Here is a 14,359-nt window from a genome sequence, read left to right as displayed (position 1 = left end):
AGATCAATTCGTTGCGATCGATTTCTGCCATGGCGGTAGAGACCATGACGCCAAACTGATCCGTTGGTTCAGGCGCTTGCCACTTCACCCGCGCCACCGAAGGCGCTCCAGCCGCCATCCACCGGCAGCACGGTGCCGGTGACGTAGGACGCCCAGTCCGACAGCAGGAACACAGCTGCCTGCGCCATCTCTTGCGGTAGCGCCAGACGGCCGAGCGGCGTGCGCTTCTCCAGAATTGTCGGATCGAAGGCCTTGCGCTCGAGCAAAGCCTCGACCATCGGCGTGCGCGTATAGGCGGGCGCGATGGCATTGACGCGGATTCCTGAAGGACCCCATTCGCAGGCCAGCGTATGCGTCAGGTGGTTGATACCGGCCTTTGCCGCGGCATAGGCCGAACGGCGAGGAAAGCCGCCGAGCCCGACGATGGAGGAGACGTTGACGATCGACCCGCTCTTCTGCTGAAGCATCGTTCGGGACGCAGCACGGCACATCAGGTAGGTGCCGCGCAAATTGACGTCGACGACGCGTTGCCAACGCTCCACCGATTGGTCGTGCACGGGCACAAGATCGTCGCCGATGCCGGCCGAATTGAAGACGAGGTCGAGCCCGCCGAGCGCGGAGATGGTCTCCGCAACCATCCGTTCGCTGTCGGCTTCACTCGACACGTCACCCTGCGTGACAGCGCTTGCGCTTGTGCGCGTGGCCGCCGCATCCAGGGCTTCACGATTGAGATCGGCGATCACGACCTTTGCGCCGAGATCATGCAACAGCCGTGCCGCAGTCTCGCCGATGCCGCTGGCACCGCCGGTCACCAGCGCACGTTTGCCGTCGAGACGGATCGCTGGCGTACTCATGCGTCGGGATCTCCTCCGTCGGCACCATCCTGCCTGAAATGGAAGTCCGGCTGCCATTGTTCACGCGGCTGGACATGCAGCCGCCAATAGGCCTCAGCCACCAGATCGTGGTCGTAGGGCGTTCCCGCCTGCATCGTACCGTGAATGGCAACCGTCGAGACATGGATGCCGGACGCCGAAAGCTCCTTCTCCAGCGACAGCCCCAGGCTGCGCAGCGCCGCCTTGCCAAGCGAGGTCACGCCCCACTCGATCCAGGGGCCAAAGGCGAGCACGCCGCCTGTCAGCAGGATGGTACCCCGTCCCCGGTCGATCATCGCCGGTGCCACAGCTTGCGCCGCATGCAGTGCTCCCGCGACATTGGTCCTGAAGGCATCGACCACGTAGTCGACGCTGGCCGGCTCACCATGCGACTTCCAACCATCGGCCGTGCCGTACTTCACCTCGTCCATGCGCGAAGGCGTCACGAAGCGCGACGGTTCGATGATCGCGGCGTTGTAAATCAGCGCCTCCGGGGCGCCGTGACGCTCCCGTATCGCCGCATGCACCTTCTCCATCTGCTCGGGTCGGCCGGCGTCCCCCGCAAAACCGGCAACGTCGAGCCCATCCGCGCGAAGTGCCTGTTCGTATCGCGCTGTGGCGTCCGCGTTGCGGCCGACGAAGGCCACGCGGTGCCCTTCACGTGCGAATTTCTTGACCAGAGCCTGACCAAGGCCAGGCCCCATGCCGATGACGACTGTTGATGGCGCGCTCATTGCGCCACCTTTGCCGGCGTCGTGGCCTCGGCGGCATTGCCAGTCTGCTGCGCGTTGCGCTCGGCACGATTGGTGAGGAACTCCTCCAGCGTGCCGATGACGCCCTTGCGCAGGAACAGCACGCAAAGCACGAAGATGATGCCCTGTATCACCACAACCCAGGCGCCGAAGGTCGCGAGTTCACGCTGCAGCGTCACCAGAACCGCAGCGCCGACCACCGGGCCGAGTAGCGTGCCGACACCGCCGATCAAAGTCATCAGGAGCACGTCCGCCGAGGTCATGAAGAACACGTCGGCAAGCGACGCGAGCTGGAAGATGATTGCCTTCATGCCGCCAGCCAGGCCCGACAGCATGGCCGACAACGTGAACGCGATCAGTTTGAAGCGGTCGGTGGAATAGCCGAGCGAAATGGCACGCGGTTCGTTCTCGCGGATCGACTTCAGCGTCTGGCCGAATGGCGAATGGATGATGCGGTAGACGAAAGCGAACCCTGCCAGGAACACCGCTAGCATCACATAGTACATGTTCATCGTGTCGGAGAGGTCGATCACGCCGAACAACGTGCCGCGCGGCACCGACTGGATGCCGTCCTCGCCATGGGTCCATGGCGCCTGCACGGCGTAGAAATAGATGATCTGCGCCATCGCCATCGTGATCATGGCGAAGTAGAGCCCCTGCCGGCGGATCGCCAGCCAGCCGAACAGTGCGCCGATCGCCGTTGCCGCTACCACGCCCATCAGGATGCACAGCTCGGTCGGCAAGCCCCAGGCGGCCGCCGCATGGGCGGTGACATAGGCAGAGGTGCCATAGAATGCGGCATGACCGAAGGCGAGAAGGCCGACATAACCGAAGATCAGGTTGTAGGCCAAGGCGAACAGCGCCAGCACCAGGATCTTCATGCCCATCATCGGATAGACGAGGAACGGCAATGCCACGCCGCCCACCGTGAAGACCGCAAGCCAAAGCCTGCCGTTTTCAAGGATGCTGCCGGCACGTCCGGACGACACATCCGCCACCGAATGACTGTTCGTTTCCTTGCCGAACAGGCCTGCCGGGCGGAAGATCAGCACCAGCGCCATGATGATGAAGATCACCGTGGCCGAGGCCTGCGGATAGAACACCTTGGTCAGGCCTTCGATCACGCCCAGCATCAGGCCGGAAACGATGGCGCCGAAGATCGAGCCCATGCCACCGATAACCACCACCGCGAAGATGGTGATGATGATGCCCTGGCCCATTTGCGGGCTGACCTGATAGATCGGTGCCGCCATGACACCGGCAAAGCCAGCGAGACCGACGCCGAAGGCGTAGGTAAGCATCAACAGGCGCGGCACGTTGATGCCGAAGGCCCGTACCAGATCCGGGTTTTCGGTCGCGGCGCGCAGGTAGGAGCCGAGCTTGGTACGCTCGATGACATACCAGGTGCCGAAACAGACGACGATCGCCGCCACGATGACCCAGGCGCGATAGATCGGCAGGAACATGAAGCCGAGATTGATGCCGCCCTTGAGCGAATCCGGCACGCTATACATCTGCCCGGCAGCGCCGTAGTAGACGTTGAACGCGCCTTCGATCGCCATGGCGAGGCCGACCGTCAGCAGCAGTCCGTAAGCATGGTCGAGATCATAGACGCGGCGGATGAAGATACGCTCCATCAAGCCGCCGATGACGGCGACCACCAGCGGTACGATCACCAGCGCCCACCAGTAGCCTATGGACGGGAGCCCGAGACCGGGAAACAGTTCCGGCAAGCGCATCAGATACCAGGCGCCGAAAGCACCGAGCATATATTGCGCGCCATGCACGAAATTGCCGATGCGCAGCATGCCGAAGATGATCGCCACGCCAAGGCTCATCATGGCGTAGAACGAGCCGTTGATGAGGCCGACAAGGAGTTGGCCGAAAAGGAGCGTCGACGGGACGCCAAACAGGTCCATCATGGCTCTTATACCCCGAGATATGCTTGGATCTTGGCTTCGTTGCCGGCGAGTTCATCGCGGCTGAAGCGTTCGACGACCTTGCCGTGGTCGACGACGAAATGCCGATCGGCTAGTTTTGAGGCGAAGCGGAAGTTCTGCTCGACCAGGAGGATGGTGAAGCCCCTCGTCTTCAGCTTTTCGATCACTGCCGCGATCTGCTTGACGATGACCGGAGCCAGGCCTTCCGTGGGCTCGTCGAAAATCAAGAGCTTCGCGCCGGTACGCAGGATGCGGCCAATGGCCAGCATTTGCTGCTCGCCACCAGAAAGCTTGGTGCCCGGGCTCGACCAACGGGCCTTCAGGTTCGGGAACAGCTCGACGATCTCATCCACCGACATGCCGCCCGGTGCAATTACAGGCGGCAGCTCGAGGTTTTCAGCCACCGACAGGCTCGAGAAAATGCCGCGTTCTTCGGGGCAATAGGCGATGCCGCGGCGCGCGATGAATTCCGGCGCCCTCTGAACAACGTTCTCGCCCCTGTAGGTGATGGTGCCAGTCTTCTTGCGCACCAGGCCCATGATGCAGCGCAGGGCCGTCGTCTTGCCGGCGCCGTTGCGGCCCAGCAGCGTGACCAGTTCACCCTCGCGGATATCGAAATTCATGCCGTGCAGCGCTTTGCTCTCGCCGTACCAGGCATGCAGGTCCGCAACATCGAGCAGGACCTGGCTGTTGGATTTCTCAGTCATCGGCACCACCGATATAGGCTTCGATAACGCGCGGGTCGCGCGAGACGGTCTCGTAATTGCCTTCGGCCAGCACGCGGCCCTGGGCCAGCACGGTGATCGTGTCGGAAAGGGCCGCCACGACCGAAAGATTGTGCTCGACCATCAGGATCGTGCGCTGCGCGGACACCTTGCGGATCAGCTCGGCGATGCGGTCGACATCTTCGTGGCCCATGCCGGAGGTCGGCTCGTCGAGCAGCAGCATCTCGGGATCGAGGGCCAGCGTGGTGGCGATCTCGAGTGCGCGCTTGCGCCCGTAAGGCAGGTTGACCGCGATATGGTCGCGATAGGAAAGCATTCCGACGGCGTCGAGCAGTTCGTCGATGCGGTCGTTGAGCACGCCGAGCGTGCGTTCGCTCTGCCAGAAACGGTAGGAGCTACCCAACGGTCGCTGGAGCGCCATGCGCACATTCTCGCGCACGCTCATGCGAGGGAATACCGCCGAGATCTGGAACGACCGAACGATACCCTTGCGCGCCACCTCTTCCGGCTTCAGCGCGGTGATGTCTTCACCATTGTAGCGGATGGTCCCTTCGCTTGGTGCGAGGAACTTGGTGATGAGATTGAATGTCGTGGTCTTGCCGGCACCATTCGGGCCGATCAGGGCATGGATAGTATTCCGCCGAACCTTGAGGTCGACGTCTTTCACAGCCGCAAAGCCGTAAAAATACCTGCTCAGCCCAGACGCCTCGATGATGTAGTCGTCCGCAGTGCCTTGTCGCACCTTGTCCTCCACGTATGTTCAGATGTTGCGGCGATGCCGCTGCGCCGACCTAGCAGTCGACGAGTATGCCTTTGGCGCGCGAGGCTATCTGCCTGAGCGCGACAACCTTCTGGTAGTCTTCCGAATGATAGAAGCGCCTTGCTTCCTCAGCGCTCGGGAATTCGACGACCGAGATAGATGGCGGCTGCCAGCCGCCTTCGAGGCTTTCGATGCGATCGCTCGACAGCACGAAACGGCCACCGCCGTTGGCCATGATCGGCCCGGCAACCTCGCGATAATGGTCGTAGGCCGCCTGATCGGTGACCTCGATTTCGAAGATCAGATAGCCTGGCAACGACTTGCGCTCCCCAAAAAGCGGATGCCGGACCGCATGACTGCGGCCCGGCAGCCTATGTCAGCCCTTGAGCTTGCAGGCGCTCTTGTCGATCGAACGGAAGGCCTGGTCAGCCGGGACGGTGGTCACGACCTTGAACACGTCCTGGGCATCCGAGGCTTCGCCCGGCGCGCGCACTTCGAGCAGTTGCATGTCGTGCGCGAGACGGCCGTTCGGCATGAGCGTCGCATTCTTTGCGAACAGGTCGTTGATCTTGCCTTCGCGCATCTTGGCGAGCACGGCGGTAGGCTCGTCGGTGCCGGCGGCCTTGACAGCGTTCAGGTAGTTGGTGGCCGCCGAATAGGCGCCCGCTGCGACCCAGCCCGGCGCATTGCCGGTCTTCTTCTGCATTTCTTCCTTGAAGCGCTTGGAAGCCTCATCGGTGTTCCAGTACCAGGCGGCAGCGAACTGGATGCCCTTCAGCGCCTCGAGGCCGATGGCGCGCGCATCCGACTGGTGCAGCACGATCACTGCCACGCGCATGCCCTGGTCGATCAGGCCGAATTCCTGGACCTGCTTCAGCGTATTGACCAGTTCGGGACCGTTGACGGTCAGCGCCAGAACCTTGGCGCCCGAAGCCTGGGCCTGAAGGATATAGGACGAGAAGTCGGTGGAGCCGAGCGGCGCCCGAACAGCGCCAAGGATCTTGCCGCCCTCTTCCTCGACAGCGGCCTTCACGTTGGTTTCCATCACCTTGCCGGCCTCATAGTCGGGCGACAGGATGAACCAGGATTCGCCACCAGCCTTGAGCTGGGCGCTGACCGAAGAGCGCACCTGCGAGTAGGCGTCATAAGCCCAGGCCATGCCGTAACCGTTGCAGTCGGCTTCCGTCATCTTGTCGGTCATCGGCGACACGAAGAAGCCGAGCTTCTTCTGTTCGCCGAGCAGCGTGTTGACGGAAAGCGCGATCGCCGAGTTGGCGACGTCGAACAGCGCGTCGACATTGTCGCGCTCGAGCCACTCGCGTGCGATCGAGAGCGCGATTTCCGGCTTGTTCTGGTGGTCGGCCGAAACCAGTTCGATCGGCTTGCCGAGCACTTCGCCGCCGAAGTCCGAGATGGCGAGCTTCACGGCTTCGGTCACTTCGGTGCCGCCAAGGGCGGAGAAGGACGAGCTCTGGTCGTTGAGCACGCCGAGCTTGACGCTTGGCGTGTCCTGGGCGGCGGCGGTCAGCGCGGTCGACAGCAGCAGAGCCGCTGCAAGAATGGATTTCTTCATACAATTCCTCCCGAGGAACGAAACTTCTCGCGCCGGTCTTGAATGCGCGCCGGCAGCTGAATGCGCGCAAAGGCGGCACATCACGAACGAGTTGCCGCACTTCCGAGCAGAAGTCGCCCGAAGAGCGGGCTTTGGGCATCGTCCATGCGGACTAGCGCACGTAAGCGTTGCCCAGGCGGCAGTTCTTCACCCACAACGAATCCGCTAGTTCGTTTGTGGGATGTGTGCTGTACGCGGACAGATCGAAATCGCCCCATGAGTAATTTCGATACGATCATCGTTGGTGCCGGTTCCGCCGGCTGTGTTTTGGCCGCCCGACTGAGCGAGGACCCGCGCCACCGAGTCCTCTTGCTCGAAGCCGGTCCATCCGATCTGCACCCCCTGGTGCGCATGCCGCGCGGCTGGGTCAAGCTGACGAAGCACCCGCAACGCGCGTGGAGTTTTCCGGTAGAACGCGAAGCAGGCAGGCCCGCAGGCGAAAGCTGGGCGCGCGGCCGGGGCCTGGGCGGTTCGAGCTCCATCAACGGCATGCTCTACTGCCGCGGCGCGCCACAGGATTACGACGGCTGGCGCGATTTCGGTGTCACGGGCTGGGACTGGTCCGACATGGCGCCAGTATTTCGCCAGATCGAGCACCACCAGTTCGGCGGCAATGCCATTCGCGGCGGCGATGGCCCGCTGCAGGTGAGTGTCCGACCGCTCGCCGATCCGCTCGGCAGCGCTATTCTGGAAGCGGGCGAATCGCTCGGACTGCCTAGGCTCGATGACCTCAATGGCGACAGCAGGGAGGGCGTCGGCACATACAGCCACAGCGTCGACCACAAGGGCCGGCGCATGAGTGCTGCACGCGCATTCCTGCGCCCGGCGATGAAGCGCAAGAACCTGGTCGTGCGATCCGGCGCGCAAGCGACGCGGATCATCTTCGACGGGCGCCGCGCGGTGGGTGTCGAATACCGGCGCGGCGTGCGTAAGGAAGTCGCCCACGCGGCCAGCGAGATCATCGTTGCCTGCGGGGCCATCCAGTCCCCGCAACTACTCCAGGTGTCCGGCATCGGGCCGGCCGATGTGCTTGCATCTGCCGGCGTCGATACGGTCGCTGCCCTGCCGGGCGTTGGACGGAACCTGGCCGAGCATATTGTCGTAGCGCTGCCTTATCGCCTTGCCGGCCTTGATGGCCACAACCGCCGCCTGCGCGACGTGCAGCTGGTCGGCGAGGTACTGCGCTACTACCTGGCCGGAACTGGACTGATGAGTTTTGGAGCGTCAGAAATGGGGGGCTTTGTCCGTTCGGCACCTGAGGTGCCCTACCCCGACCTCCAGCTTTCGCTGTCGCCCTACACCTTCGCGCGCGGGCTGTTGCAAGGCAAGCTCGCGCTCGAGGACAAGCCGGGGCTTACGATCATCGGCTATGCACTGCGGCCCGAAAGCCGCGGTGAAGTCGCGATCCGCACTGCTGAAATGAGCGACATGCCGCACATAAAGCCCAACTGGCTCACCACGGAAGGCGATCGCCGCACGGCCGTCGCAATGATGCGCGTCATGCGCGACTTCGTCGCGCAGCCTGCACTTCGTCCATATGTCCGGCAAGAGATCTGGCCGGGTGCGGACGTTCAATCAGACGAAGCCTTGCTCGAAGCCTTCCGCGGCACCTTCGTCTCCGGATTGCATGCAACGGGCACCTGTCGAATGGGCAATGACGGCGACGCCGTGGTCGATGGCCGCTTGCGGGTCCACGGTGTCGAGGGCCTGCGAGTGGTGGATGCCTCAGTCATCCCAGCGCCCGTATCGGGCAACACCAATGGTCCGGTTATGGCGCTGGCCTGGCGCGCCGCCGAGTTCATCATTGCCGACAGGCCCTGAGGCGAATTAGGCCGCCAAGAAAAAAGGCGCCGCCGTTTCCGGCAGCGCCCTTCATCATCGTAGAGCCGCAATCCTTACTGGGCGCAGTCCGCCCGCTCGACGAGGCCGTCCTCGCGCAGCAGGTACGGGTTCTTCACGACCTTCAGGCTTTCAACCGATGGCAGGAAGTGGTTGTCGGCGCTGGCCGAGAGCTTGCCGGTCAGCGTCTTGATCTCGCCGGCATTCGCCTCGATCCAGGCTGCCACCGACTTGCCGTCCGTCTTGCCCGAGCCGTTCATGGCTGCCGCCAGGATGTAGGGTTGGATGTAGTAAGGCGTCAGGGCCGAAGGGCCACCCATGCGGTCGAGATCCGGAATGTCGGCCTTGGCCTTGGCTGCGAACTTGGCGAAATCCTTCTCGCCGAGTGCATCGCCAGGGCAGTAGGTCATGCCTTCGAACTGAACCGAATAAACGCCCTCGAAGGCTTCGGTACCGATCGTGGCGGCATTGCCTACCGCGTAGTTGGTCATGGTCAGGCTCGCCAGAACCGGCACGTCCCAGCCGATGTCGTAGCGATTTTCCAGCATCTTGCGCGAATCGTCGCCGATCGAGTTGATCAGCAGCACCGCCTGTGCGTCGGAGTTACGCAACGAGAACAGCTGCGGGGTCATGTCTTCGGTGCGGAAGGCGAATTCCTGGATCGCCACCGGCTCGACACCCTTGCCCTTCATGTAGGTGACGATGTCGGCGACCGCCGCCTTCGACATGCCGCCGTTGTCCGAAATCAGCGCCAGCTTGTCGAGCTTCAGCACGTCGATCGCATAGGCGATGTTCGGGATCATCTGGTTCTCGCCGATCGGCGAGGTCGAGAAGTGGTAGGGGCCGACCTGCGGCGTCAGCGCGGTCGAGGCTGCGCTCGAAACATGGGCAATGTTGGCCTCGGTGCCAATCGGCATCAACGGCGTGGTTTCCTGGCTGGTAGCCGGGCCGACCACGGCCTGCACCTTCTCGCTTTCGATCAGGCGACGCATTTCGCTGACGCCGTGAGTCGGATCGGTCATCGTGTCGGCCAGCACCAGCTCGACCTTCTTGCCCAGGATGCCGCCGGCTGCATTGATGTCTTCGATCGCGCGCTTCCAGGCGATCTCGGCATTCTTGCCGATCGAAGCGCCGGCGCCTGTCAGAGACATGATGCCACCGATCTTGATCGTCTCTTCAGCCTGGGCCGCGCTGACGCCGACAAGGGCTGTGAAGGACATCAGTGCGGCGGCAAGCGCGCGGCGGCTGCGGAAGGTGGAAGTCATAGGCTCTACTCCTCGGAAATCGGAAAGCGCCCTCTCCGCCTAATGCCTGATGGATGCATCGTCCATAAGGACCATTGTTTTGATCCAAAATCGGACGGCCGGACCATGACGCAGCGTCCTGCTGCCAATCTCATTTCACTTGATCGAGGACACAAAACGGGAGGCCCCGACAGGCTATGCGAGGGTCCTGCCGGTGAATTGACTGCAAGGCGGCACAAACCAGCCAGCCCGTTCAGGCGATGCTGCTCGTGCCGCCAGGAAAAATGCTGCCCGTTGCAGATCAGCTTGCTTCTGCAGCCTTGGCGTGGCGCTTGATGAGGTCGAGAAACAGCGGCGTTTCACCTCCGCCATGGACCTCGAGCTGGGCGCCGGTCACGAAGGTCGCGGTCGGGCTGGCGAGATAAAGTGCCGCGCGTGCGATATCTTCGCCGCGTCCCATGCGCTTCATCGGCACTGAAGCTGCGATCGCTTCTTGCGCTTCGCGCGAACCGTAAGTTTCTTCGGCCTTCTCCGTCTCGATCAGGCCAACGATGATGGCGTTGACCCTGACCTTCGGCGCCCATTCCTGTGCCAGGCTCGCGGTCAGGCTGAGAAGCCCAGCCTTGGCCGCACCATAGGCGGCCGTGCCCGGCGACGGCCGGCGGCCGGAAACGCTGGCGATGTTGATGATGTTGCCGCCCTCCGGCAATTTCGCCATCCACTGGTAGGCAGCCTGCGACAGGTAGATCGGCGCCATCAGGTTCAGGTTGATGATCGCATCGGAGAAGCGCGGCGAAACGGTCGCTGCATCGACATGGGGCGAACCGCCGGCATTGTTGACCAGAACGTCGACGCGTCCGTGTTCCTCACCGACCCGGTCGAGAAGCTCCTTGCAGGCACTCGCCGTGCGCACGTCGCATTGCATGAATATGGCGTGACGGCCCGCAGCATGTGGCAGGCTGTCTGGCTCGGTGCGCGCGCAGACCACGACGGTCGCGCCAGCGCCGAGAAATCCTTCGGCAATCGCCCGGCCAATGCCCTTCGTGCCGCCAGTCACGACGACCACGCGCCCCTCGAACGGGGCCGAAACCTGTTGCGGGGCATTGCTCATTTCGTTCTCCAAGCTTGCTCGAGCATGTCGCGCGCTTCTTGCATTGCGCGTAGTCCTACCCGCCTTTAAGTCCAACGTCGGCAGCTTTATTCGTCCCTTCGGACGATGCTGGACGCCTGATGATGCCTATGTTCCCGTCAAACTAGCCCGGCTGGCGCGCCCGCGCCCGGCCAAACCGTCTTACAGGCCCAGCGCCGCCAGGTAACCAGATGATTTCAGAAGACGCCGACTGGAAGTTCACCACCATTCCCGCACTTTGCGCACGCGCTGCCGAGCTCTATGGCACGCGCACGGCGATCGAGGACGGCATCACGCTGAACTTCGTCGAGCTCGACGCTATCCGCAAGCGCGTCGCCAAGGCGATGATCGCTTCTGGGGTCAAGAAGGGCGACCGGATCATGATCTGGGCGCCCAACACCTGGAAATGGTTTGCCACCGCACTTGGCCTGGTCAGCGCTGGTGCGGTGCTCATTCCCGCCAGCACCCGCTTCAAGGGCGCCGAAATCGCCGAACTCGCCAAGCGTAGCGGCACTTCGATGCTGTTTTCGGTCGGCGAGTTCCTCGGCACCTACTATCCCGACCAGTTGAAGCCGGAGACGCGCGAGTTGCTGCGTCAGGTTGTGGTCATCGGCGAACCGCGCGGCGGCGACCAGGACTGGGACAGCTTTGTCGCCTTGGGCGACAGCGTCAGCGATGCGGAACTCGCCGAGCGCGAGGCTTCGGTTGGTCCTGAGGACCTTTGCGACATGCTGTTCACCTCGGGCACCACGGGTTACCCCAAGGGCGTCATGTACGGCCACCAGCAGTGCCTCAAGGCGGTCGACGCCTGGGCGACCCGCGTCGACATCCGCGAGCATGACCGCATCCTGGTCATCTCGCCCTTCTTCCACGCTTTCGGCTACCGTTCCGGCGCCATCGTCTCGATGATGCGTGGCGCGGTGCTGATGCCGCATCTGACCTACGATGCCGGCGAAATCCTCAAGCGTGTCTCCGAAGAAAAGATCAGCGTCATCCCCGGCCCACCGGCGATCTTCCAGGGCATGCTGCAGCATCCGGAGTTGGCGAAGTTCGACACGTCGAGCCTTCGTCTCGGCATCACTGGCGGCGCGGTCGTCCCTTCGATCCTGATCCGCCGCATGCGTGAAGAGCTGGGCTTTGCCGGCGTGGTCAACGGCTACGGCCTGACCGAATGCGGCGGCTACGGCACCATGTGCCTGGCAACCGACCCTGACGAAGTCATCGCCAACACCGCCGGCAAGGCAGCACCCGGCGTCGAAGTCCGCATCATGGACGACGACCGCAATTTCCTGCCGGACGGACAGCCAGGCGAGGTCGTCATCCGCGGCTACATCGTCATGAAGGGCTACTTCAACGATCCCGAATCAACCGCCAAGACCATCGACGTGGACGGCTGGCTGCACACCGGCGACGTCGGCTACTATGACGCGGACGGCAACCTGCGCATCGAAGATCGTCTCAAGGACATGTACATCACCGGCGGCTTCAACTGCTATCCGGCCGAGATCGAGCGTATGTTGAGCACGCATCCGGCGATCGGCATCGTCGCGGTCATCGGCGTGCCGGAAGCGCGCCTGGGCGAAGTCGGCAAGGCCTATGTGGTGCTGCGTCCAGGCACGACCGCCACGGAAAAGGAAATCATCGACTGGTCGCGCGCCAACATGGCCAACTACAAGTGCCCGCGCTTCGTCGAAATCCGTTCTTCGCTGCCCACCAGCCCGCAGGGCAAGGTGCTCAAGAATCTGTTGCGCGACGAGGCTCCCCAAGACGCCTGACCGTGCCCGCCTGCCCTCCGACGCGGGGTCCGGAGCGGCAGGCACAGAAATTCAGCAGAAGATCAACGGGACGGTGCAAATGCGCCGTCCCGTTTTGCTTTGCCCTGCCGGCATCCGGTCGCCACTTGGCCAAAGAAGAAGGGCGCCGGTTTCCCGACGCCCTTGCAAGCTCTTCATGCAGTGGTTGGCTTATGCGCCATAGACCGCCTTCGGCGCCGGGCGCTCCGCCACCAGCTGCTTGATCTTGTCGCCAAGCGTAGTCGCATCCCAGCGGCTTCCCTTGTCGAACTCCGGACCGTCGTTCCAGCCGAGGCAGACGCGGATCTTGCCACCGATCAGCTCGAAGATCTGGCCTGTGACATCGGCGGACGCCGAACTGCACAGCCAGGCCACCAGAGGCGCAGTGTTTTCCGGCGCGAAGATGTCGAACTCGCCTTCCTTGGCCTGCATCGCCTCGGCAAACGCCGTTTCGGTCATGCGCGTGCGGGCGTTCGGCGCAAGGCCGTTGGCGGTGATGCCATAGCGGCGAAGCTCGGCCGCCTGGACCAGCGTCAACGAGGCGATTCCGCCCTTGGCCGCCGAGTAGGCGCTCTGCCCAACGCTGCCCTGCAGGCCCGCGCCCGACGAAGTATTGATGATGCGGGCGTCGACCTGCTTGCCCGCCTTCTGCTGGCCGCGCCAGTAGTCGACTGCATGGCGGCTGACGCAGAAATGACCGCGCAGGTGTACGCGCAGCACCGCATCCCACTCTTCCGGCGTGCAGGAGACGAACATGCGGTCGCGCACGAAGCCGGCATTGTTGACGACGGCATGCAGGTCGCCGAACGCGTCTAGCGCGGCCTTGACGATGCGCCCGCCTGCCTCGAAGTCGGCGACGTCGTCATAGTTGGCGACAGCCTCGCCACCCATTGCCTTGATCTCGTCGACCACCTGTTGGGCCGGCGTCTCGGCAGTGGTGTCGCCATGGGTGCCGACACCGAGATCGTTGACCACGACTTTCGCGCCTTCGGCGGCGAGGCCCAGCGCATAGGCGCGGCCCAAGCCCCGGCCCGCGCCGGTGACGATCACAACCCTGTTTTCGCAGATTCCCGACATTTTCGTCCTTCTCACTTTGTCTTGGTCGACAGACGCACGGCGCGCGCCTCACCGGCATTGCGCTTGCGGTCGGGCTCCGGCACGCGGAGCGGTTCGCATTCGACGAGATCGGCGAGCGAACGGTCGGCCAGCCTCTGGTATTCGCCGTCGCCGTTGTTGCGCCAGATGATCGCCTCATCCGGCATTTCCTTGATGACCTTGGCCGGGTTGCCCGCAATCAGGCTGCGCGGCGGAGTGACGGTGTCGTTTTTCACCAGGCTGAGCGCAGCCACCAGGCTGTCGTCACCGATCACGGCACCGTCCAGCACCACCGCATTCATGCCGATCAGCGCGTTCTCGCCGACCGTGCAGCCGTGCAGGATCGAACCATGGCCGCAGGTCGCGCCGCGCCCGATGATGCAGTCCGAACCGGCACCCGTGTGCAATGTGCAATTATCCTGCACGCTGGCGTCGCCGACAACGGTGATGCGGCCAAAATCCCCGCGAAGCGAGGCATTCGGCCCGATGTAGCAGCGCGGACCTATGGTCACGTCGCCGATCAACACGGCGCTCGGGTGCAGATAGGTGGTCGGGTCGACCACCGGCACGATGCCTTCGAATGCATAGACCGGCATGG

At 63.3% G+C, this 14,359-nt stretch carries 13 protein-coding genes and 1 pseudogene; 2 read left to right on the top strand and 12 right to left on the bottom strand.

Features of this window, described 5'->3' with window-relative positions:
* Positions 1-68: 68 nt before the first annotated feature.
* The 8 genes and pseudogenes from ABSY17_RS13415 to ABSY17_RS13380 form a co-directional block, all read right to left on the bottom strand.
* A complete protein-coding gene (locus ABSY17_RS13415) occupies positions 69-854 on the bottom strand; it encodes an SDR family NAD(P)-dependent oxidoreductase (RefSeq protein WP_378951409.1) in 786 nt (261 codons plus the stop codon).
* The gene (locus ABSY17_RS13410; protein ID WP_378951406.1) at positions 851-1,606 is read right to left on the bottom strand and encodes an SDR family NAD(P)-dependent oxidoreductase; all 756 of its coding nucleotides are present in this window, start codon (positions 1,604-1,606) and stop codon (positions 851-853) included. The genes ABSY17_RS13415 and ABSY17_RS13410 overlap by 4 nt, the downstream gene beginning before the upstream one ends.
* Entirely contained in the window at positions 1,603-2,505 is a 903-nt protein-coding gene (locus ABSY17_RS13405) for a branched-chain amino acid ABC transporter permease (protein WP_378952652.1), read from the bottom strand. The genes ABSY17_RS13410 and ABSY17_RS13405 overlap by 4 nt, the downstream gene beginning before the upstream one ends.
* A 132-nt stretch (positions 2,506-2,637) precedes the next feature.
* Positions 2,638-3,546 (bottom strand): annotated as a pseudogene (locus ABSY17_RS13400) (branched-chain amino acid ABC transporter permease); the annotation flags it as partial.
* Between the two features lie 5 nt (positions 3,547-3,551).
* Complete coding sequence (locus ABSY17_RS13395) at positions 3,552-4,271, bottom strand: ABC transporter ATP-binding protein (RefSeq protein WP_378951403.1); 720 nt, start codon at positions 4,269-4,271, stop codon at positions 3,552-3,554.
* Positions 4,264-5,031 (bottom strand): ABC transporter ATP-binding protein, encoded by a 768-nt coding sequence (locus tag ABSY17_RS13390; protein WP_378951400.1) that lies wholly within the window; start codon positions 5,029-5,031, stop codon positions 4,264-4,266. Before ABSY17_RS13390 ends, ABSY17_RS13395 begins: the two co-directional genes overlap by 8 nt.
* Positions 5,032-5,080: 49 nt before the next feature.
* Positions 5,081-5,365, bottom strand: coding sequence for a DUF1330 domain-containing protein (locus tag ABSY17_RS13385; protein WP_378951397.1), 285 nt, complete (start codon positions 5,363-5,365; stop codon positions 5,081-5,083).
* 60 nt (positions 5,366-5,425) lie between these two features.
* Positions 5,426-6,622 carry an ABC transporter substrate-binding protein gene (locus tag ABSY17_RS13380; RefSeq protein ID WP_378951394.1) on the bottom strand — a complete coding sequence of 399 codons (1,197 nt, stop codon included), beginning with the start codon at positions 6,620-6,622 and terminating at the stop codon, positions 5,426-5,428.
* A 255-nt stretch (positions 6,623-6,877) separates the two neighbouring features.
* Here ABSY17_RS13380 and ABSY17_RS13375 point away from each other — a divergent pair, with 255 nt between their 5' ends.
* The gene (locus ABSY17_RS13375) at positions 6,878-8,482 is read left to right on the top strand and encodes a GMC family oxidoreductase (protein WP_378951391.1); all 1,605 of its coding nucleotides are present in this window, start codon (positions 6,878-6,880) and stop codon (positions 8,480-8,482) included.
* A 74-nt stretch (positions 8,483-8,556) separates the two neighbouring features.
* Here the strand turns inward: ABSY17_RS13375 and ABSY17_RS13370 are convergent, their stop codons facing one another.
* Entirely contained in the window at positions 8,557-9,765 is a 1,209-nt protein-coding gene (locus ABSY17_RS13370; protein ID WP_378951388.1) for an ABC transporter substrate-binding protein, read from the bottom strand.
* A 280-nt stretch (positions 9,766-10,045) separates the two neighbouring features.
* Entirely contained in the window at positions 10,046-10,855 is an 810-nt protein-coding gene (locus ABSY17_RS13365) for an SDR family oxidoreductase (protein WP_378951385.1), read from the bottom strand.
* Positions 10,856-11,064: 209 nt separating this feature from the next.
* Here ABSY17_RS13365 and ABSY17_RS13360 point away from each other — a divergent pair, with 209 nt between their 5' ends.
* The gene (locus tag ABSY17_RS13360; protein ID WP_378951382.1) at positions 11,065-12,648 is read left to right on the top strand and encodes an AMP-binding protein; all 1,584 of its coding nucleotides are present in this window, start codon (positions 11,065-11,067) and stop codon (positions 12,646-12,648) included.
* 189 nt (positions 12,649-12,837) lie between these two features.
* Here the strand turns inward: ABSY17_RS13360 and ABSY17_RS13355 are convergent, their stop codons facing one another.
* On the bottom strand, positions 12,838-13,743 hold the full coding sequence (locus tag ABSY17_RS13355; protein ID WP_378951379.1) for an SDR family oxidoreductase: 906 nt from the start codon (positions 13,741-13,743) through the stop codon (positions 12,838-12,840).
* An 11-nt stretch (positions 13,744-13,754) separates the two neighbouring features.
* Entirely contained in the window at positions 13,755-14,357 is a 603-nt protein-coding gene (locus tag ABSY17_RS13350; RefSeq protein WP_378951376.1) for a gamma carbonic anhydrase family protein, read from the bottom strand.
* Positions 14,358-14,359: the final 2 nt, after the last annotated feature.

The organism is Mesorhizobium sp. ANAO-SY3R2 (assembly GCF_042466635.1).
Taxonomy (GTDB): Bacteria; Pseudomonadota; Alphaproteobacteria; order Rhizobiales; family Rhizobiaceae; genus Aminobacter.
Note: the sequence above shows the minus strand (reverse complement) of the source record. Positions and strands in the feature narration are given on the sequence as shown.

What these genes read in the sequence shown, in the direction of transcription:
- ABSY17_RS13405 (WP_378952652.1), bottom strand. Translation starts at nt 2,505, where the DNA reads ATGAAGATCCTGGTGCTGGCGCTGTTCGCCTTGGCCTACAACCTGATC.
- ABSY17_RS13410 (WP_378951406.1), bottom strand. Translation starts at nt 1,606, where the DNA reads ATGAGCGCGCCATCAACAGTCGTCATCGGCATGGGGCCTGGCCTTGGT.
- ABSY17_RS13375 (WP_378951391.1), top strand. Translation starts at nt 6,878, where the DNA reads ATGAGTAATTTCGATACGATCATCGTTGGTGCCGGTTCCGCCGGCTGT.
- ABSY17_RS13360 (WP_378951382.1), top strand. Translation starts at nt 11,065, where the DNA reads ATGATTTCAGAAGACGCCGACTGGAAGTTCACCACCATTCCCGCACTT.
- ABSY17_RS13380 (WP_378951394.1), bottom strand. Translation starts at nt 6,622, where the DNA reads ATGAAGAAATCCATTCTTGCAGCGGCTCTGCTGCTGTCGACCGCGCTG.
- ABSY17_RS13370 (WP_378951388.1), bottom strand. Translation starts at nt 9,765, where the DNA reads ATGACTTCCACCTTCCGCAGCCGCCGCGCGCTTGCCGCCGCACTGATG.
- ABSY17_RS13365 (WP_378951385.1), bottom strand. Translation starts at nt 10,855, where the DNA reads ATGAGCAATGCCCCGCAACAGGTTTCGGCCCCGTTCGAGGGGCGCGTG.
- ABSY17_RS13355 (WP_378951379.1), bottom strand. Translation starts at nt 13,743, where the DNA reads ATGTCGGGAATCTGCGAAAACAGGGTTGTGATCGTCACCGGCGCGGGC.
- ABSY17_RS13415 (WP_378951409.1), bottom strand. Translation starts at nt 854, where the DNA reads ATGAGTACGCCAGCGATCCGTCTCGACGGCAAACGTGCGCTGGTGACC.
- ABSY17_RS13350 (WP_378951376.1), bottom strand. Translation starts at nt 14,357, where the DNA reads ATGCCGGTCTATGCATTCGAAGGCATCGTGCCGGTGGTCGACCCGACC.
- ABSY17_RS13395 (WP_378951403.1), bottom strand. Translation starts at nt 4,271, where the DNA reads ATGACTGAGAAATCCAACAGCCAGGTCCTGCTCGATGTTGCGGACCTG.